At 58.8% G+C, this 19,451-nt stretch carries 18 protein-coding genes, 1 tRNA gene and 2 pseudogenes; 14 read left to right on the top strand and 7 right to left on the bottom strand.

Annotated elements, in window-relative coordinates:
• Together eno and ROLI_RS09455 are read left to right on the top strand one after the other, a co-directional pair.
• Positions 1-1,275: a phosphopyruvate hydratase gene (eno, locus tag ROLI_RS09460; RefSeq protein WP_187430364.1), complete on the top strand. Its 1,275-nt coding sequence runs from the start codon at positions 1-3 to the stop codon at positions 1,273-1,275.
• Positions 1,275-1,787, top strand: coding sequence for a GNAT family N-acetyltransferase (locus tag ROLI_RS09455; RefSeq protein WP_187430363.1), 513 nt, complete (start codon positions 1,275-1,277; stop codon positions 1,785-1,787). Before eno ends, ROLI_RS09455 begins: the two co-directional genes overlap by 1 nt.
• Here ROLI_RS09455 and ROLI_RS09450 read toward each other — a convergent pair.
• The gene (locus tag ROLI_RS09450) at positions 1,777-2,856 is read right to left on the bottom strand and encodes an FAD-binding oxidoreductase (RefSeq protein ID WP_187430362.1); all 1,080 of its coding nucleotides are present in this window, start codon (positions 2,854-2,856) and stop codon (positions 1,777-1,779) included. The genes ROLI_RS09455 and ROLI_RS09450 overlap by 11 nt on opposite strands.
• A 181-nt stretch (positions 2,857-3,037) precedes the next feature.
• Complete coding sequence (locus ROLI_RS09445) at positions 3,038-3,421, bottom strand: hypothetical protein (protein WP_187430474.1); 384 nt, start codon at positions 3,419-3,421, stop codon at positions 3,038-3,040.
• Between the two features lie 177 nt (positions 3,422-3,598).
• Here ROLI_RS09445 and ROLI_RS09440 point away from each other — a divergent pair.
• Positions 3,599-4,947, top strand: a pseudogene (locus ROLI_RS09440) (IS1182 family transposase); the annotation flags it as partial.
• Between the two features lie 107 nt (positions 4,948-5,054).
• Here ROLI_RS09440 and ROLI_RS09435 read toward each other — a convergent pair.
• A pseudogene (locus tag ROLI_RS09435) lies at positions 5,055-6,161 on the bottom strand (IS3 family transposase); the annotation flags it as partial.
• Positions 6,162-6,190: 29 nt separating this feature from the next.
• On the opposite strand from ROLI_RS09435, the gene ROLI_RS23805 reads away from it, so the two are divergent.
• Positions 6,191-6,454: a cupin domain-containing protein gene (locus ROLI_RS23805; RefSeq protein ID WP_350340416.1), complete on the top strand. Its 264-nt coding sequence runs from the start codon at positions 6,191-6,193 to the stop codon at positions 6,452-6,454.
• Between the two features lie 177 nt (positions 6,455-6,631).
• On the opposite strand, the gene ROLI_RS09430 is transcribed toward ROLI_RS23805, so the two are convergent.
• Positions 6,632-7,774 (bottom strand): anhydro-N-acetylmuramic acid kinase, encoded by a 1,143-nt coding sequence (locus ROLI_RS09430; protein ID WP_187431700.1) that lies wholly within the window; start codon positions 7,772-7,774, stop codon positions 6,632-6,634.
• A 64-nt stretch (positions 7,775-7,838) separates the two neighbouring features.
• Here ROLI_RS09430 and tyrS point away from each other — a divergent pair, with 64 nt between their 5' ends.
• From tyrS to ROLI_RS09415, 3 genes are all read left to right on the top strand, one after another.
• On the top strand, positions 7,839-9,089 hold the full coding sequence (tyrS, locus tag ROLI_RS09425; RefSeq protein WP_187431699.1) for a tyrosine--tRNA ligase: 1,251 nt from the start codon (positions 7,839-7,841) through the stop codon (positions 9,087-9,089).
• Between the two features lie 174 nt (positions 9,090-9,263).
• Positions 9,264-10,148, top strand: a complete 885-nt coding sequence (locus ROLI_RS09420) for a GNAT family N-acetyltransferase (protein ID WP_187431698.1) — start codon at positions 9,264-9,266, stop codon at positions 10,146-10,148.
• 56 nt (positions 10,149-10,204) lie between these two features.
• On the top strand, positions 10,205-10,960 hold the full coding sequence (locus ROLI_RS09415) for an SDR family NAD(P)-dependent oxidoreductase (protein WP_187431697.1): 756 nt from the start codon (positions 10,205-10,207) through the stop codon (positions 10,958-10,960).
• A gap of 141 nt (positions 10,961-11,101) precedes the next feature.
• On the opposite strand, the gene ROLI_RS09410 is transcribed toward ROLI_RS09415, so the two are convergent.
• The 3 genes from ROLI_RS09410 to ROLI_RS09400 all read right to left on the bottom strand — a co-directional run bounded on the left by ROLI_RS09410 (position 11,102) and on the right by ROLI_RS09400 (position 14,233).
• Positions 11,102-12,910: an ABC-F family ATP-binding cassette domain-containing protein gene (locus tag ROLI_RS09410; protein WP_187431696.1), complete on the bottom strand. Its 1,809-nt coding sequence runs from the start codon at positions 12,908-12,910 to the stop codon at positions 11,102-11,104.
• 77 nt (positions 12,911-12,987) lie between these two features.
• Positions 12,988-13,722 carry a GNAT family N-acyltransferase gene (locus ROLI_RS09405; RefSeq protein WP_316247492.1) on the bottom strand — a complete coding sequence of 245 codons (735 nt, stop codon included), beginning with the start codon at positions 13,720-13,722 and terminating at the stop codon, positions 12,988-12,990.
• Positions 13,723-13,792: 70 nt separating this feature from the next.
• Complete coding sequence (locus ROLI_RS09400) at positions 13,793-14,233, bottom strand: outer membrane protein assembly factor BamE (RefSeq protein WP_262386643.1); 441 nt, start codon at positions 14,231-14,233, stop codon at positions 13,793-13,795.
• Between the two features lie 129 nt (positions 14,234-14,362).
• On the opposite strand from ROLI_RS09400, the gene ROLI_RS09395 reads away from it, so the two are divergent.
• The 7 genes from ROLI_RS09395 (at position 14,363) to ROLI_RS09365 (ending at position 19,446) form a co-directional block, all read left to right on the top strand.
• Positions 14,363-14,926 (top strand): DUF177 domain-containing protein, encoded by a 564-nt coding sequence (locus ROLI_RS09395; protein WP_187431693.1) that lies wholly within the window; start codon positions 14,363-14,365, stop codon positions 14,924-14,926.
• A gap of 211 nt (positions 14,927-15,137) precedes the next feature.
• Complete coding sequence (gene rpmF, locus ROLI_RS09390) at positions 15,138-15,344, top strand: 50S ribosomal protein L32 (RefSeq protein WP_187431692.1); 207 nt, start codon at positions 15,138-15,140, stop codon at positions 15,342-15,344.
• A 49-nt stretch (positions 15,345-15,393) separates the two neighbouring features.
• Positions 15,394-16,467 (top strand): phosphate acyltransferase PlsX, encoded by a 1,074-nt coding sequence (gene plsX, locus ROLI_RS09385; RefSeq protein WP_187431691.1) that lies wholly within the window; start codon positions 15,394-15,396, stop codon positions 16,465-16,467.
• Positions 16,464-17,435, top strand: coding sequence for a beta-ketoacyl-ACP synthase III (locus tag ROLI_RS09380; RefSeq protein WP_187431690.1), 972 nt, complete (start codon positions 16,464-16,466; stop codon positions 17,433-17,435). Before plsX ends, ROLI_RS09380 begins: the two co-directional genes overlap by 4 nt.
• Positions 17,436-17,533: 98 nt before the next feature.
• Positions 17,534-17,836, top strand: coding sequence for an integration host factor subunit alpha (gene ihfA / locus ROLI_RS09375; protein ID WP_159979738.1), 303 nt, complete (start codon positions 17,534-17,536; stop codon positions 17,834-17,836).
• 4 nt (positions 17,837-17,840) lie between these two features.
• On the top strand, positions 17,841-19,313 hold the full coding sequence (locus tag ROLI_RS09370) for a MerR family transcriptional regulator (RefSeq protein WP_187431689.1): 1,473 nt from the start codon (positions 17,841-17,843) through the stop codon (positions 19,311-19,313).
• 56 nt (positions 19,314-19,369) lie between these two features.
• Positions 19,370-19,446, top strand: a tRNA-Pro gene (locus ROLI_RS09365).
• The last annotated feature ends 5 nt before the right edge of the window (positions 19,447-19,451 follow it).

The following is a 19,451-nucleotide window of genomic DNA, read 5'->3' as shown; positions in this document are numbered from 1 at the left end:
ATGAGCACCATCATCGACATCCACGCCCGCGAAATTCTCGACAGCCGCGGCAACCCCACGGTCGAGGTCGACGTGATCCTGGAAGATGGGTCGATGGGGCGCGCAGCTGTGCCCTCAGGTGCCTCTACCGGAGCTTATGAAGCGGTTGAGCGGCGCGATGGCGATATGGCGCGCTATATGGGTAAGGGCGTGCTGGAGGCCTGCGCAGCGGTGAACGGCGAGATTGCCGAAGCACTCGTGGGGATTGATGCCACCGAGCAGGTCGAGCTCGACGCTGTGATGATCGAATTGGACGGGACCGAAAACAAGTCACGCCTGGGTGCCAATGCGATCCTTGGCGTCTCGATGGCCGCCGCAAAGGCCGCGGCGGATTACACCACCCAGCCGCTCTATCGCTATATCGGGGGCACCTCTGCGCGGGTTTTGCCCGTGCCGATGATGAATATCATCAACGGCGGTGAACATGCCGATAACCCCATCGACATTCAGGAATTCATGATCATGCCAGTGGCGGCGGAAAATATCCGCGAAGCCGTGCGCATGGGCTCCGAAGTGTTCCATACGCTGAAAAAAGAGCTTTCGGCTGCGGGGTTGTCCACGGGGATCGGGGATGAGGGAGGCTTTGCGCCCAACATCAACTCCACCCGTGATGCACTTGATTTTATTCTGAAATCTATCGAAAAAGCAGGGTACAAGCCGGGGGATGATATCTATCTGGCCATGGATTGCGCCGCGACAGAATACTTTAAGGACGGAAAATATGTCCTTGCCGGAGAAGGAAAAACGCTGACATCGGCAGAAAACGTCGAATATCTCAAGGCACTTGTGGATGACTACCCGATCATCTCGATTGAGGACGGCATGTCCGAAGATGACTGGGACGGCTGGCACGCGCTAACCGCAGCTCTTGGCGACAAGATCCAGCTTGTGGGGGATGATCTGTTTGTGACGAACCCTACCCGGCTGGCAATGGGGATCGAGCGCAAATCCGCAAACTCAATGCTCGTAAAAGTAAACCAAATCGGTACGTTAACGGAAACACTTAAAGCGGTTGACATGGCCCACCGCGCGGGATTCACCAACGTGATGTCACACCGCTCCGGTGAAACCGAGGATGCAACGATAGCCGATCTCGCGGTAGCCACAAACTGTGGGCAAATCAAGACAGGCTCGCTGGCGCGGTCGGACCGGTTGGCAAAATACAATCAGCTGATCCGTATCGAAGAAGCCTTGGGTGAAACGGCACAATATGCCGGGCGCGCGATACTGCGCTAATGAGCGTGTTGACTGTGCGCGCGGCTGAAATGCCGCGCGATCTGCCGGTGGTTCAGGAGCTTTGCTGGGAGTACCGTGCATTCCTGCTGGGATTTGACGCCGATATGCGCGACATCGTCGAGGCGTTCTACCCGCAAGACGCCTACCGCTTGCTGATGGCCGATTTACCGGTAAAACATGCCCGCCCGCGTGGAGAAATCATGCTGATCCAGGACGGTGAGACGCCCTTTGGCTGCGGCATGATCCAGCCCTTGAGCGAGACGGACGGCGAGGTCAAACGCGTGTTCATCCGTGCCGATGCACGTGGCAGTGGTGCCGGAGAGATGTTGTCACGAGCCTTGATTGCGCAAGCCCGTGCGGATGGCTATCTCCGCTTGTTACTTGATACATCGGCGAAGTTTACCACCGCCCAAAAGCTTTATGAAAAGCTCGGATTTGAGCGCCGTGGTCCTTACTCGGATCTTCCGCCGGATACCGAGCAACATCTGGTGTTTTACGAACTCAATCTGTGAATCGCGCCGGTCTGTAGGGGGCCAGAAGCGCGGATTGCTCATTGCCGAGCGCGTTCTGCATAATCTCCGACGCCGCCATTTCCGCGACGAGCGGCGCCAGCGTGGCACCAGAATGCATCGTCGTGACATACAGGCCTTCGGGTCCGCAAGCCCCCACCGCAGGCAGCCCATCGTGTGGCACAGGACGGTGCGCCAGCGTGACCTGTTCCCAGGCGACATCCCGCCCGATCAAGGCGCTCACCCGCTGCATGGTTCGATCCGCCAGCACATCGGGGGTTTGATCGATGCTTTCACTTGCATCACTTTGATGGCTTGCCGCGGCGGGCGCAAGTAAATGCCCCTGCGGTGTCTGGCGCAGCTCTTGCACCGGGCTGACCAGAATATGCCGCAACAAGGGCTTGAGAGGTTCAGAGCGCACCATCAGGCCCGGCCGCTTCAGCATGGGCAACGCCACGCCAACCCCTTTGAGGATCGCTTCCGTGGCGACACCCGCGGCAACAACGACCCGATCAGCAGCAATCCGTCCCGAAACGGTCTCTACACCGCTGATCCGCCCGCCCGCGTCGCTCAACCCGGTAACCGCATGGCCCATGATCAGACGCAATCCACCAGATGCCGCGCTTGCGATGGCCTCGCAGGTCAATGCCGCCAGATCGACACAGCCTTCACCCGGAAAATACAGCGCTCTGGACGGTGCCACAGCAAAAGGTTCGATCCGCGCGAAGGTCACCTCTGAGATGATATCGACCGTATATCCTAAATCCTTCAGGGCCTTATATTGCGATTCTAATGCATCACCTTGATGCTCCCAACACAGGCATCCGGGCCATTGCACGGCATCGCTCTCCAAATCAGCGGCCAGACGGCGATGCGCCTCAATGCCGGCTGCGCGCAAATTGAAATGGTCATTATCCGCGTAAAAGCTGGCGTTGATCCAGCCGAAGGAGGCACCGGATGCGGCATGCGCGGGCAAGCCTGCATCGATCAAGGTGACCTCTGCGCCGGCCTGCACCAAACGATAGGCGATGAGCGAACCGATGATACCCGCGCCCACAACGATGACCTTCATGAAATTCTCCCCTGGCCCGCATTTGGGAACAGACTAGCCTGCCGTCATGACAGCACAAGAGATCATCGCGCACCTGAACCTCTCCCCGCATCCCGAGGGGGCACTATCCCCGGACCTGGGCGGCGACAGTAGGTCTGACACCCCATAATTTTGAGATGTAATGAAATCAATGTTTGCCGAATTATTTCGGCAACCTTTTAGTATACGGTTTACGCTCGAAAATTTTCGAAAAATCAGATTGAATACCGCTGTTGAAGGCGGCTTCGCAGATCGATTTAAAATTACGTTCGAAGTGTCTCTTTGGGCGGCTCGCATTTCCTGCTTGGGTGTTCACAACCGACATAAAGTCCAACATGGCAGCCGCCGCGATATCAGCGTGGCTAATTCCATTTATCTGGTACAAATCGCCGTTGAATGCTTCTGGGGTATCTTCGGCAAGTGGCATTAATTCTGACAGCAACCGTATCACCACAGAATGACAGAACAGCGCATAATCTTCTGTTCGGAATTCGGGGGCCAGATGTTCGTCAGATCGACCAATAAGCCAGTTGATGCTTACACCCATCCCCTCAGCTATTGAACAGATTGCGTCTAGGCCCGGTCTTTGAGGTTTTATGTGCTTTATCTAGTTCTCAAGCGACCGCTTTGGAAGGCCGCACTGAGCCGATTCTGTTGAAAAACTCTTGCTTGATCGGGTGGCTATTCGCTGATTCAATTTTCCTTAGCAACGGGGGTGATTTCGATGCTGGGACCAAAGCAAGAAGCACAAGGCGCGCTGTTTTACGAGTTCTCGATTGACGATCATGTGCCCCAAGATCACCTGCTGCGGTCAATTGATAGGTTCGTTGATCTAAGCGACATCCGCCAATACCTAGCGGACTTTTATAGCCACACTGGCCGCCCGTCCATCGACCCAGAACTGCTGATCTATTACCCGGCAGTGCATGTTTACATGCATGAGAGGGCGCATGCTGCTCGTGGGCTATTGTTCTGGCATCCGCTCGGAGCGCCGTCTTTGTGAAGAGGTGCATTTGAAACTGGCGTATCGTTGGTTTTGCCGCCTCGATCTATCTGATCCGGTGCCGAACCACTCGACGTTCTCCAAGAACCGGCATGGGCGTTTCCGGGAGAGTGCATTGTTGCGACACCTGTTCGAGAAGACCGTAGCTCGGTGCATCGCGGATGGCTTGGTGAGTGGCCAGCGCCTTGCGGCAGACGCCAGTTTGATCGAGGCAGATGCGAACAAACAAAACGCGACGCCGAAGGAAGATTGGGACCATAATGCCATCGATCCAAACGATGCGCCGCGTGCCGTGAAGGAGTATCTTGATGTCTTGGATAACGCAGCTTTTGGCGCAGCATCTGAGGTTGAACCCAAGTTCACGTCCCATTCTGATCCTGCAAGCCAATGGACGGCAGCCCGTAAAGGCCCTGCGTTCTTCAGTTATTCCACCAATTACCTGATCGACACGGATCATGCCGTGATCGTCGATGTGGAGGCCAGACGATCAATCCGGCAAGCAGAAGTCGGGTCTGTGCGCTCAATGTTGGATCGGGTCAAAGACACGTTCGATCTGCATCCCGAATGGATTATCGCCCCCTCTCATTGATTGCTTTGCAATCAACTGCCGGGCAATGGACACAGCTTACGGTTCCGGCCCGATGCTCGGGTGGTTGGTTGATCGCAAGATCGAACCGCACATTCCGGTTATGGATAAAGCGAGCCGCACGGATGGCACATGGTCTTGCGCGGACTTTGAATGGGATGCGGAGAATAACCAATACATCTGCCCGGAAGGCGAGCCGCTCAAGCAATTCCGGCGCAACTATTCTGACCCAAATCGTGGGCCAACCGGCAAAGGCGTCGCCAAGTATAAGGCCCTTAAACAGACGTGTCAGGCCTGTCTGTCAGAAATGCAATGCTGCCCGAATGCTGATGCGCGAAAAATTACCCGCGAAGAACATGAAGACGCCCGTCAGGTCGCCCGCGACATTGCCAAGACCAAGCAATACGCAATCTCAATGCGGCTGCGCAAGAAAGTTGAGATGCTCTTCGCGCATCTCAAACGCATCCTCGGGCTGGGACGATTGTGGACCTGTCGCGCTTTTGTGCCGCCCCAGGTGCTCGTTTAAGCCACTTTCCGTTCAAAAGCGTACCATTGCCCGGCAGGCGATTGCAAAGCAATCTGCCGAGAGGGGGCGGCATTATCATAGCAATTTCCTTTGCCGCTCATCGATACCTTGAAGCCATGCTGGCGCAGGACCTTCTGATAATCATGAGAACAATATTGGCTGCCGCGATCCGTGTGGTGCCCTCTCGGCAGATTACCTTGTAATCGCCTGTCGGGTAATAAATGCAGTCTTTCGGCGGTAACCGGAATGCAATCGCCATCTTCAGCGCCCTAATTGCCAGATCGCGCTTCATGCGATTACTGACGGCCCAACCAACGACGCGCCTTGAATGCAGGTCGAGGATGACAGCCAGGTACAACCAACCCTCTCGGGTCCAAACGTAGCTGATGTCACCAGCCCACTTCTGATTTGGCGCATCTGCGGTGAAGTCCCGATCCAGCAGGTTCGGCGCTATGTTGAACTTATGGTCGCTGTCCCCCTCTCAGCAGATTGCTGTGCAATCGCCTGCCGGGCAATGGTTGTGACCTTGTGTTTACGGGTCCTGACCACGGTTATTCCGTTCTGACGCATCAGACGACCAACACGACGATGGCCAACATTCAGACCGATCTCCTTCAGCTCTTCAGTCATGCGCGGTCGACCATAGCTGCCCGGGCTGAGACGGGACCGCTCCTTCCCTCTCATGTATTTTCAATACACTGCCGGGCAATGGATGTGCGCAAGCGTGACCAAGTCAGACCGCCGTCTTCGGCTGGCAGGACGGTTGCGGAATGCGCGTAGCCCGCTTGTGCTGACGCCCACAACATTGCACAACCGGTTGGCTGGGAAGCTGCACCTGCGTTCTTCCTCTCTCGTGCATTTTCAATGCACTGCCGGGCAGTGGATAAACCTAAATCTCATTGCTTTAGGCCCGCGAAGAACTGGGTGGCCTTTTTTAAGATCTCCCTCTCCTCCTTCAGGAGTCGGTTCTCCCGTCGAAGTCGATCATTCTCTTGAGCGAGGCTCAAATCCTCTTTGGAAACCACGTCTGTATCTCGGTGCGCGGTGATCCATTTGTTCAGCGTCGACATCCCGACACCCAGATCGTCAGCCACCTGCTTGCGCGTCAGCCCACTGGTCAATGCGATACGCATTGCATCTTGGCGGAATTCGTCCGTTCGTTTCAGTCCCATAGTCCGTCTCCTTTGGTGCAGTAAATGCTATCAAAGGAGCGGCATCAAACCGCGACAGGTCCAGGGTACTTATAAACCAGACCTGCGCGACTGAAAACGCAGGGCGACTAATCGACACCTGTTTTTATTTTCTGCTGTTCGCAGCGGAGAGCCGCCATTGGCACCCCGTCGATGCCACCGAAATCTGGCTCTTCACGCGGGTGCGCCGCTTGTTCAGTCACTCAGTACAACGGATGAAGGCCCCGCCAGAGATCATCTGCTCAGACCTGATCTGGCACGCAGGTGCGCCGTAATTGCACGCAGGTGCACCGTAATTGATTGTGCCTGAGAGACATTTGCAGGCGACGAAAACGATCAGGGAATACCTGCGGGTCAACGGCACGGTATCGCCGGGTTTCCAGTTTGAGGGGGTCGCGCTGGCCCCGCCCAGATTCGACATTCCGCGCGAATAACGGCGAAACTTATCTGGATCAGGTGTCCGCCACGCCCGGCCCCGCGACTTCTGTTTCATCCGGCCAACTAAGCGTCCCACCGCTCACCGGGCTGCCCACGCCGGTCGTCGCAGGACAGGAGGTCGCAAGCCCACGCGCAACACGCACCGCAAGATAGGCAAATGCCTGAGCTTCCAACATGTCCCCGTCCAGCCCAACCGCCTCGACAGGCGCCACGGGACACGGCACATCGCGCGCCAACATCTCCATCATAACCGGATTGTGCCGCCCGCCGCCGGTGACCAGAACGCGCGACGGGGTCTGGGGACAATGCCTCATGCCTTCAACCACCCCGGCCACGCAGAGGGCCGTGAGGCTTGCGGCAGCGTCGGCGTCACTCAGCTGCGCCACCCAATTTGTTATCTCAGGGAAATCATTTCGATCCAGCGATTTAGGCGGTTTTTTCGCGAAGTATCTATGTTGCAGGAGCTGCGCGACTACGGCAGATGACACCTGTCCAGCGCGCGCAATTTTGCCCCCCTCATCAAAAGCAAGCCCAAGGCGCGATTGCAGCAAATCGTTCAGCGGCGCGTTCGCGGGGCCCGTATCAAAGGCCAGCAGGGCACCCGGCTCTTCTGGTCGTTCAAAATTCGGGTCAACATAAGTTATGTTGCCAACGCCGCCAAGGTTCAAGAAAACCAGCGGCGCGGTGGCCTTGATGTATTTGGCGCAGGCGAAGTGGAAAAACGGCGCAAGCGGCGCACCCTCGCCCCCCTGTGCCACGTCCATCGAACGGAAATCCCAAGCAACCGGACAGCCCAGAGCCTGCGCCAAAGCGGCACCATCCCCGACCTGCAAGGTGCCACAGGTGCGCGGCGCATGGGCCAATGTCTGGCCGTGAAAACCGATCAGATCGACGTCTTGAAATTGCTCAAGCAGGCTCAGATGCGCTTGCTCAACCACAGCGGTTGCCGCCAGGACGCGCGCACCCGACCATTGCCCCAAACCTTCCCGCAAAACAGCCTGCTCAGACGCGGTATAGGCGCGATACCCCGAGCGCCCGAAACCCTCGATCCGGTGACCATCCGTGCGCAAAACGGCCGCATCCACCCCGTCCAGAGAGGTGCCGCTCATGGTGCCCACGGCCGTCACGGGGCCGGTTTTCGTGAGGCTGCGTTTCAAAGCCTTTTCCTTTGTCAATCCAGCGCCTATAGGTTGGGCGCAATTCAAGGCGAGAGCAAGCAAGATGACCTACCACCCAAAATCAGATTTCGTATCCGTGATGATGGAGCGCGGTTTCCTCGCTGATTGCACCGATTATCAGGGCTTGGATGAGGCGCTGCTCAAGGGTGGTCAACCGGGGTATATCGGCTTTGATGCCACAGCGAAATCCCTGCATGTGGGCTCGCTTATTCAGATCATGATGCTGCGCTGGTTGCAAAAAACTGGCAATAAGCCGATCACGCTGATGGGGGGCGGCACCACCAAAGTGGGCGATCCGTCGTTTCGCGCCGATGAACGCCCGCTCCTTGATGCGCAGGCGATTGACGACAATATCGCGGGCATCAAAAAGGTGTTCAGCGCCTATCTGACCTATGGTGATGGTGCCTCAGACGCGATGATGATCAACAATGCCGAATGGCTGGACGGGTTGAATTACCTCGAGTTCCTGCGCGACATCGGGCGGCATTTCTCGATCAACCGGATGTTGTCTTTTGAGAGCGTCAAATCGCGGCTGGATCGGGAGCAATCTCTGTCGTTTCTCGAATTCAATTATATGATCCTGCAAGCTTATGATTTTATGGAACTTCATCGCCGCTACGGCTGTGTGTTGCAGATGGGGGGGTCGGATCAATGGGGCAATATCGTCAATGGGATCGACCTGACGCGCCGTGTGATTGATGGTGAGGTTTACGGTCTGACGTCGCCCCTGCTTACCACATCGGATGGCAAGAAAATGGGCAAATCGCAATCCGGTGCGATCTGGCTGAACCCGGATATGCTTTCGCCTTACGAATTCTGGCAATTCTGGCGCAATACAACGGATGCGGATGTGGGGCGGTTCCTCAAACTCTATACCGAATTGCCGGTGGATGAATGTGAGCGCCTTGGCGCATTGCAAGGGTCCGAAGTCAACGCGGCCAAGGTGCGATTGGCCAATGAAATTACCGGGCTTTTGCATGGCCCGGATGCAGCGACAACCGCAGAACTCACAGCACGTGAGGTTTTTGAAAAAGGCGGTGTTGGCGATGATCTGCCCACCCTGACGTTATCGGCCAGCGATCTGGGCGATGGGATTTCCATCGTGCAATTGATCGTAAAATCAGGCCTTGCAGGGTCCGGCAAGGAGGCCAAACGGCTGATCGCGGAAAACGGCGCGCGGCTGGATGATCAACCCCTGACGAATGCGGGTCTGATGATCGACGCGGGCGCGCTTTCAAGCCCGATCAAGCTCAGCGCAGGCAAGAAACGTCACGCCATGGTGCAGCTCGGCTAAAACCAGAGCCAATCCACCATAGAGATAATCACAAATACCGGGACCGACATACCGGTCGCGATCAGGAACGCGGCGGTCTTTGTCATGCGAGGAGCGGGGGCGGATACGCCTTGGACGGTTTTTTTCATGGCACCATTAACCGGTACTTAGGTAAAAGCCGGGTTAATACCGGACATGTTTGATTCCGCCCCCCTGCATGATGTCGGCGCGCTCCAGCAAAGCGAGGCTTTCGAGCGCGCCCTGATCAGCCTTGGTACACCGGCACACCGGCTTGCGGACGGCACGCTGGCTTTGCAGCGTCAACTCGGCCCCCTGCCCGTTCATATGATCACACGTGCCGCGCCCCAATCCCCACAAGAATTGATCGAGACCGCCAAATCGCTTCAGGCAAAAGGTCCGGTGATTCTGGCCCCCGATACGCCGATGCCGCTGCATAAATACGGCGCGGTGCCTCTGGTGAGCCCCTCAGGCATCGCGCAGATTGATCTGAACCCGGATATCGACACGCTGCACAAAGGGCTGCACCAGAAATGGCGCAATCGTCTCAAACACGCCCGCAGGCAAAGTCTTCGCCTGACGCGCCAGAACATGCCCGATGATCCCGACCACTGGCTTTTGCAAGCGGACGCGCTTCAGCAAACGCGGCGGCGCTATCGCAGCTGGCCGATCGATCTGACGCTGGCCTATGGACGCGAGAATCGCGGCCAGTCCAAGTTGTTTACCGCTTTTTGGGGCCGTGAACCCGTCGCGGCCATCCTGATTTTGCGCCACGGCACATCGGCGACCTATCACATCGGGCACGCCCGCGCGTCCGGGCGCATCGCCTCGGCCCATACCCTGTTGCTGTGGAGCGCGATCACATGGTGCAAGGCCAAGGGGGTCGAACGGCTGGAACTGGGCGTTGTGGATACCGAAGAAGGTCAGGGCCTGGCGCGGTTCAAGCTGGGCACAGGGGCGCAGGTGCGACCGCTTGGCGGCACATGGATTTACTGGCCCCCGTTCAGCCAACTGTTGCGACCAGTGGCACATTTGGACAGGCGCCTGATGGGCAGCATCTAGACAGCTCCCCCGCTCCCGTGATCAGATGAACGCAGGTTCATACCATGGAGGCCTTGATGCATCTGAACACGACGGCGGCGATCATTACCGGAGGGGCGTCCGGTCTGGGCGAAGCGACGGCGCGCCATTTTGCCAATGAGGGTGCGCAGGTGACGCTGTTGGACCGTGATGCCACGCGCGGTGCGCAGATCGCACAAGAGATCAACGCTCATTTCGCTGAAGCCGACGTCACCGATGAAGCCTCCGTCCAGGCCGCTCTACGCTTTGCCCGCGACAAAATGGGGCGGATCACAGCCGCCGTGAACTGCGCCGGTATCGCCGATGCGATCAAGACCATCGGGCGGGACGGACCCCATTCGCTTGCCGCCTTCCAACGCAGCATTGATATCAACCTGGTCGGTACCTTTAATGTCGCGCGGCTGGCGGCGGATGCGATGCAAAGCAATGCGCCCGAAGCAGACGGTGCGCGCGGGGTCATCATCAACACCGCCTCCATCGCCGCATTTGACGGGCAAAAAGGCCAAGCTGCCTATGCCGCCTCCAAGGGCGGCGTTGTTGGCTTATGTCTGCCCATGGCGCGGGACCTGGCGCGCATCGGTATCCGCGTGATGACCATCGCGCCGGGTATTTTCATGACGCCCATGCTGGCGGGTTTGAGCGAGGAGGTCCAGGCACAACTGGCCGCCGATGTGCCCTGCCCGCCGCGTCTGGGGGACCCGGATGAATACGCGCGCCTCGCCGGGTTCATCGTCAGCGCGGGGTATCTCAACGGCGAGGTGATCCGCATCGACGGGGCTTTGCGCATGCGCTAGGCGCGCGCAAAAGTACCGCTCGGGTCTTGAAGTGCCGCATCATCACAAGCGGCACTCTGTGCCCGAGCGATACATTCCGTTTCGCCTGAAACGTTCTGGTGTCAGACAATAAAGGCGGGGGTCGATTTCAATGCAAACCTTTCAGGCACCGGCTTTTTCTTCAAGCAGCAGCCATTCCTCTTCGGCGCTTTGCAACTTCTCGTGGCGCTCCACGAGGGCATCCGTCGCCTTTTGGAACTTCACCGGATGGTCCGTGAACAGCGCCGGATCGCCCAGCAGCACTTCCAACTTGGCGATTTCCGCCTCCAAACGGGCAATTTCCGCCGGCAAGGCTTCGAGGCGGTGTTTTTCGGTAAAGCTCAAACCTGATTTCTGCGAGGATTTAGGCTTTTCGCCACGAGCAGATGTTTTCGAAGGTGTCACGCTCCCGGCAAAATCATCCTGACCGCGCTGGCGGATGTAATCGGTCCAACCCCCGGCATAAACCGTCGCCTTGCCATCGCCCTCCATCGCGATGGTGGTCGCCGCCACGCGGTCCAGAAAATCCCGATCGTGGCTGACCAGCAGAACGGTACCATCGTAAGTCCCGAGGAGTTCCTGGATAAGATCGAGCGTCTCAACGTCCAGATCATTGGTCGGCTCATCGAGCACCAGCAGGTTGCTGGGCTTGGCCATGATCTTGGCCAGCAGCAGACGCGCTTTTTCACCCCCCGACAAAGCCCGCACTGGCGCGCGCGCCTGCGCCTCATCAAAGAGGAATTCCTTGAGGTATCCGACCACATGTTTGGGGATACCGCGCACCATGACCTGATCGGCCTTGCCCGACACGCGCATGTCCGGATCGCCCGTCAAACTGTCCCAGAGGCTCATATCCGGATCAAGCCGCGCGCGCGCCTGATCAAACAGCGCAATCTCAAGGTTCGTGCCGAGTTTGACCGTCCCGCTGTCAGGCTCTTCGCGCCCGATCAGCATGTTGAGCAACGTGGTTTTACCTACGCCGTTAGGCCCGACAAAGGCGATACGATCCCCGCGCTGAACGGTCAGGGAAAACGGTTTGAGGATGGATTTCTCGCCAAAGGCCTTGGTGATATCGGTAACTTCCACGACCTTGCGGCCGGATTTTGGCCCTGCGTCCAAGGCCATAGCCGCGGTTCCCTGGCGGCTAATCTGCGCCCCGCGTTCTGCGCGCAATTCTTGCAGCGCGCGCACACGGCCCTGGTTGCGTTTGCGCCGCGCAGAAATCCCCTCAACCGCCCATCGCGCCTCGGATTTGATCTTGCGGTTGAGCTTGTGGCGCTGGGTGTCTTCCTCTTCCCAGACCTGATCACGCCATGTCTCGAAATCCGCGAATCCCTTTTCTTGCCGGCGCACCGCGCCGCGGTCGACCCATAGCGTGGCGCGGGTCAGCGCGCGCAGAAACGCGCGGTCGTGGCTGATGATGATATAGCCCTTACGGCTTTGTTTTAATTCGTTTTCCAGCCAGGCAATGGCCTCGATGTCCAAATGGTTTGTCGGCTCATCGAGCAGCATCAAATCGGGGCTGCCCGCCATCAATCGTGCCAATGCCGCACGGCGCCGCTCTCCCCCACTGGCCGTTGCAACGGGGCGTGCAGGGTCAAACTTCAACCCCTCCCCGGCCCGCTCCACCAGATACATCTCGGAAGCTTCAAGCCCATGGGCGGCAAATTCCCCAAGGGTCTCAAAGCCGCCCAGATCCGGGTCCTGCTCCATATACCCCACCGACACCCCCGGCCCCGGCACAACACCACCGGAGTCGGCCTCCACCAGACCAGCCATAACCTTCATCAAGGTGGATTTGCCCGACCCGTTGCGCCCGACCAGCGCCAGACGGTCTCCGGGCTGCACCACCAGGCTGAGATCGGCAAAGACCGGGTCCCCCCCAAAGGTCAGCGAAATTTCATTGAGTTGCAATAAGGGTATACGTGCCATGACGGGCAGCTAAGCTGCATCGGCGCGAGCGTCAACGCATGTTCTCCGATCTGATGCAATATTCCTCACGCAGCGCGCTAAACCCCCTCGCAAAGCGCGCGCAGCAGGCGTTTGCGCGGGGCCGAAATTGCGCTGACCTCCAGCGCGGTGAACACATGCAGGCTGTTCATATCGTGATCGACCACCGCATGATCACTGACCCAGGCCCCCATCATCAGATAGCTGCGCAATAAGGGCGGCATGAACGCCATGGCCCGTTTTAGGTCCGGTTTCTGGTGCATACGCGCGCCGAAGGGGAAAACATCAGGGGCCTTGACCCGAGGTGACCAGCGTTTCGGGGCCAGATGGTGCGCCTTGAGCAAGCCAAAGGCATCCATATAGGGGGCGACTTGCGTCCCGCCAAAAGACGCACAACCAAACAGGAGTTTCACATCATTGGCATCGACATAAGCCGTGATCGCCCCCCAGGCACGCCGCAGGATGTCCGGATCCCGCAGGCCCGGATCCACGCAGAACCGACCCATTTCAATCATCCGCCCCTCATAGCCTGCCAGCGCGGAGAGATCGTAAAACTGTGCGGCGTAACTGTTGTGGATTTGCGCGCCGTTCAGATCAAGCATGCGGAAGGTACAGACCAAATCGTCCCTGTCAGCCCTGGACACCAGCACATGCGCGCAGCCTGCATCAAAGGCGTCCCGGTCCAGGTGAGCATCCAGCCCGAAACATCGGGCGCGCAAGGCCTGCGCGGATTTGATATCTTCCTTGTCGGTCGTGAAACGAACCCCATAGCGGTAGTTTTCAGCAGATGTCACACAACACTCCCGTGCCCGCGACACCCCAGCGATTCGCCCGCCCTGCGCCATCTTGCATCTGGCGCAGGCATTAGCCGTCCAGAGACGACACACCCGGCGTAAAGCGACCGATATTGCCCAACAGCTGACGCAGGAAGGATTTATCCTTTACGCCGGAACTTGTGACCCGGCGCGCCAGCGGCACAACCTGACCCTTTTCCAGCCCAAAGGTTTCCACGTTGGAAACGATACCTCCGGCGTCAAAACTGATCGCCACAACCTCGCGCTCGACCACTTCCGGGGCCAGCATGGCAAGGGTGCGCACGCGGCTTCGCACGAAATAAATGCTACCATCATCAACCACCGACTGCGATGAAGCGGAGCCCAATGTCTGCTCCACGCTGGCGCGCGTATCAATACCCACGACCACCTGTTCGAGATCTTCCGGCGGCGGCACATAACCATGATCGCGGTATCGCCCACTGCACGCCGCAAGCCCCAGACACAGGAACACCACGGTCGCCCATTTCATCCCTCTGGGAGTGCTTTTTATCGCTGCGCTCGCCAAACCCATATGTCGTGCCCTCTTGCCCTTGTGCGTGTCGGCTCTTATCCCGCTTACACCATGCAACGCCCATGGTACAAGAAACGAAAGTGTAAGATGTCCAAGCAAATCCCCCCCGCCCCCCATGCGCTTCGTGTTGCGGAGCTTAAGCAAAACAGCGCAACCGGTTTTACGATCCGCCCCGATACCAAGGCGCTTCACGCTCTGGGTGACGACCTGGGGTTGTTGGCTCTGCGCAAACTCTCCTTTAACGGTGAGGTTATGGCGCAGGGGGCGTCTGATTGGGTCTTATCGGGCAAACTGGGTGCAACTGTTGTGCAGCCCTGTGGCGTGACGCTTGAACCGGTGACGACTCGCATTGATGTGCCAGTGCGCCGGACCTATCTGAATGACCTGGATGATGCACAGGACGTCGAGATTGAAATGCCAGACGACGATAGTGTCGAATCCCTTGGGGCCTGGATCGACCCCGAAGCGGTGATGATCGAGGCGCTGGTTCTGGCCCTGCCGCTTTATCCGCGCAGCGAAGGTGCCGCCCTGGGCGAGAGCGTCCATGCCGAACCGGGCGTCACGCCGATGCGGGACGAGGATGCGCGCCCCTTTGCAGGCCTGGCTGCCCTCAGAAACAAAATGTCCGACCCCGAAGAGGACGCCTCCTGATACAGGTCTCCAACCTCTGTTAAATACCCTGCGAAAAACGCCTTGCGTTGCGATATTTTCACAGTATTTTGCGCGGCTCACCCAATTAGGGTTGGACAAGGTGAAGGCATAGGCCTAAACGCACGTCACACCCGATTGCTGGGAACGAAATTGAAACTCGGCCCCGCGCCCGCTTGCGCGACCGGCCCCGAAAGACAAAAGGCCCAAGACAATGGCTGTTCAACAGAACAAAGTCTCCAAATCGCGTCGCAACAACCGTCGTGCGCATGATTCCCTGGTTGCAGCGAACCCCAACGAATGCACCAATTGCGGTGAGTTGAAGCGCCCGCACCACGTTTGTGCCGCCTGTGGCCATTATGACGACAAAGAAATCGTCGCGCTCACAGAAGAGATTGATCTGGAAGACGACGCAGCCTAAACCTGTCCCTTAAAACAATAAGGGGCACGGGTTTGAGGGGCAGTCGTACATGACGGCGCAGGCCGGACAGGCAGAAGCAAAACCCAGACGCATCACATTATCGGTGGATGCGATGGGGGGAGATGAAGGCCCCGCGGTAATCGTCGCGGGATGTGACGTCTCAGCGCGCAAAAATCCTGATATTCAATTCATTTTGCACGGACCCGAAGCGCAACTCTCCGCGCTCGTTGAGCGCAAGCGCGCCCTTTTGGGGCGCGTTGAAATCCGCGACGCCACCGGCGTGGTGAGCATGGATGACAAGCCCAGCCATATCGTGCGCAATGGCAAGGACACCTCCATGTGGTCCGCCATTGAGGCGGTGCGGGATGGGGCCGCCACGGTGGCGATTTCCTGCGGCAACACCGGCGCGCTCATGGCGCTGTCCATGATCCGTCTGCGCAAATTGCCCGGCGTGAACCGTCCTGCGATCGCGGTGCTTTATCCCTCCTCCAACCCTCAAGGCTTCAATGTGATGCTGGATGTGGGTGCGGATGTGAAGGCGGATGCCGAAGACCTGCTGCGCTATGCGTTGATGGGCATGTCCTATGCGCGCAACGGTCTGGATCTGCCACATCCGCGTGTCGGACTGTTGAACGTGGGGACTGAGGAACACAAGGGGCGCCCCGAACTCAAGGAGGCCTATGAGCTGATTCGCGACCAAAGCCGCGATGCGGGGTTCGAATTTGTAGGTTTCGTCGAGGGTGGCGATATTTCGGGCGATGCTTGTGACGTGATCGTGACGGACGGGTTCACCGGCAATGTTGCGATCAAGACCGGCGAAGGTACGGCACGCCTGATCGGGGATCGCCTGCGTGAAGCGTTCAAATATTCGCCTCTGTCGCGTCTGGCTTCGGTGCTGGCTTATACCTCGCTGAACCGTCTGAAAAAGAAAATCGACCCGCGCCGTGTCAATGGCGGCGTATTTCTGGGGCTGAACGGCACGGTGGTCAAATCGCATGGCTCTGCGGATGCCACCGGCGTTTCCGCGGCGATCAAACTGGCCGCGCAACTGGCCGATATCAAATTCACCGACAAGCTGGCCGCGCGCGTTGCGGCCCTGCCCGCAGAGGAGAGCGAAGCATGACCCTGCGCGCGGTTGTAAAAGGCGTTGGCCATTATTTGCCTGAACGTGTGGTGCCCAATTCGGAATTCGAGGCGACGCTGGATACCAACGACGAATGGATTCGCGCGCGTTCGGGGATTGAGCGGCGCCATTTCGCGGCAGAAGGGGAGACCACCTCCTCCATGGCCAGTGCTGCGGCGCGTGCGGCGCTCAAGGACGCAGGCCTTGCGGCGTCAGACGTTGATGCGATCATCGTGGCAACATCGACGGCCGATCTGACCTTCCCCTCTGCGGCCACCATGGTGCAGGCGGAACTGGGCATGGAAAACGGCTTTGCCTTTGACATACAGGCGGTTTGTGCGGGGTTCATATACGCCCTGAGCACCGCCAATGCGCTGATCCTGGCGGGTCAGGCGACACGCGTTATGGTGATCGGTGCGGAGACCTTCAGCCGCATCATGGATTGGACGGATCGCGGGACCTGTGTGCTGTTTGGGGATGGGGCTGGTGCCTTGATCCTTGAAGCACAAAGCGGCGCGGGCACGGCGCAGGACCGCGGGATCCTGTCAACGGATCTGAATTCGGACGGTCGCCACAAGGACCTGCTTTATGTGGATGGGGGCGTGTCCACCGGGACGACGGGCCATTTGCGGATGCAGGGGAATCAGGTGTTCCGCCATGCGGTCGAAAAACTCGCCTCCACCGCCACCAAGGCCATGGAGCGCGCAGGCATATCCCCGGCAGATGTCGATTGGATCGTGCCCCACCAGGCCAATATCCGCATCATTCAGGGCACGGCCAAAAAGCTTGATCTGCCCATGGAAAAGGTCGTGGTGACGGTTCAGGATCACGGAAACACCTCCGCAGCCTCGATTCCCCTGGCGCTCTCAGTCGGGCGCGCACGCGGCCAAATCAAGGAGGGCGACGTCATCGTCACCGAGGCCATCGGCGGGGGTCTGGCCTGGGGGGCGGTTGTGCTGCGCTGGTAGGGGATAAATCCTGCCTAAACGCCATCCGCCAAGCCATTGATATTGACTCTGAAAATCCTACCGCCCTATGGTTGTTGAAAACCAAGAGGGGGACAACCATGGCCGAGAAGACTTTGACACGAATGGATCTGAGTGAGGCCGTCTTCCGCGAAGTGGGTTTATCGCGCAACGAAAGCGCGCAGCTTGTCGAATCGGTGCTGGAGCATCTGTCGGACGCGTTGGTACGGGGCGAGCAGGTTAAAATCTCTTCATTTGGAACCTTTTCCGTACGCGATAAGTCGGCCCGTATCGGGCGGAACCCGAAAACCGGCGAAGAAGTTCCAATCAATCCGCGCCGCGTTCTGACCTTCCGCCCCTCGCACCTGATGAAGGATCGCGTGGCAGACGGGAACAAGTCCTGATCTGATGTCAAAGTCTCCTGACGCTTTTCGCACGATCTCGGAGGTCGCTGACTGGCTGGGCGTGCAGGCTCATGTGCTGCGCTTTTGGGAGAGCAAATTCGCGCAGGTCAAACCGATCAAACGTGCGGGCGGTCGGCGTTATTATCGCCCCGCTGACATGCTGCTGCTGGGCGGCATCAAGAAATTACTCCATGATGATGGGCTTACGATAAAGGGCGTGCAGAAAATCCTGCGCGAACAAGGTCTGCCTCATGTCGCCGATCAATCTCAGGCGCTGGATGATTTGACCATGGCGGTGATCCAGGGCGGTGACGCGTTCGAATCTGGAGAAGGCCGGGAGGCCGTCGCTGCACAGATTGCTGCCGAAATGGCCGAAGACCTTCATGAAGAAGAGACCTCCGAGGAGCTGCCCGATGAGCCTGGTGAACCTGAGGGGGGTACGCCCCCGGTAGAAATGGACGCGCCTGCATCGCTCGAGGCAGACCCGCCAGAGCAACAGCAGGAGGAGGACTCAGCCGTTCAAGAGCCGAGCTCTGAGGGTTCCCCTGAACCGCTTGAGCAGGAACCGCAGCAGGCGACTGCCGAGCCGCACGATTCCCCACCACCACCTCAGACCGATGATATGGCGGCAGAGCCGACGGAGATTTTGGCGGAGCCGGAAATGGAACCCGGAACCAACGAGGATCGCTCCGCGTCTGAGGAAGCCGTACCTGACGTGATCACGCAGACGGAACCCGAAACGAACGAGGGCAGCACGGCATCCGAGGAAACCGAGCCGGAGGCCGTCGTTACTGACGCAGAGATCACGGCACCTCCCGCGCCCCCGCACGAGATCGCACAAACGCCACCCGTTTCCGACGCCGCAGCCCCGTCTGATAGCGCGACCCGTGAAACAGACCCAAGCTGTGCAAAGCCCGCAGACGCAGAGGCCGAAGCCGAGCGCCCCCCCCAAGAAGAACCGCTGGTCGAACCGGACGCGCCGGAGGTCACCGAAAGCCCGCAAGAAAGCTCGGAGGCAGACTCATCACCAGATGCAACGCCAAGCTTTGTGCGCCGTGCGCGCACCCTGCCCGATGAGGGTGAGGCCGCACCGCCGTCCAGTGCCGATGCGCCCGTGACGCCAGACGCACCCGCGACATCTCAAACGCCGGAACCAATCCCGCAAGATGCCCCGGCGGAGTATGATGACACCGAAGCGGCAACACCCGAGGGCAAACCGTCCGAGACCCCCGATGCCCCGATGGAGGAAGCCGCCTTAGACGCACCGGAGGAGCCCCAGGTCAAACCGCGCGTGGTGGACGCGCCGCTCCCCCCCGCCGAGGCGGATATCCCGGCAAAACCCGCAGCCCTTTCCGCCCTGTCGCGCGTGAATGCGTTGAATTCCGATCAGCATGAAGCGATCCAGCCCCTGCTTGATGAGCTGATCCGCCTGCGTACGACGATGGACGGCGCGGCCAAAGATGTCGCCAAAGATTGACGCATGGAAAATGATGCTTGCCTCGGCCCGCAGATCGGGTATGAAGCGGCTAATGTCGGGCTATGGCGCAGCCTGGTAGCGCGTCCGTCTGGGGGACGGAAGGTCGCAGGTTCGAGTCCTGCTAGCCCGACCAACATC

This window comes from Roseobacter fucihabitans (assembly GCF_014337925.2).
Taxonomy (GTDB): Bacteria; Pseudomonadota; Alphaproteobacteria; order Rhodobacterales; family Rhodobacteraceae; genus Roseobacter; species Roseobacter fucihabitans.
Note: the sequence above shows the minus strand (reverse complement) of the source record. Positions and strands in the feature narration are given on the sequence as shown.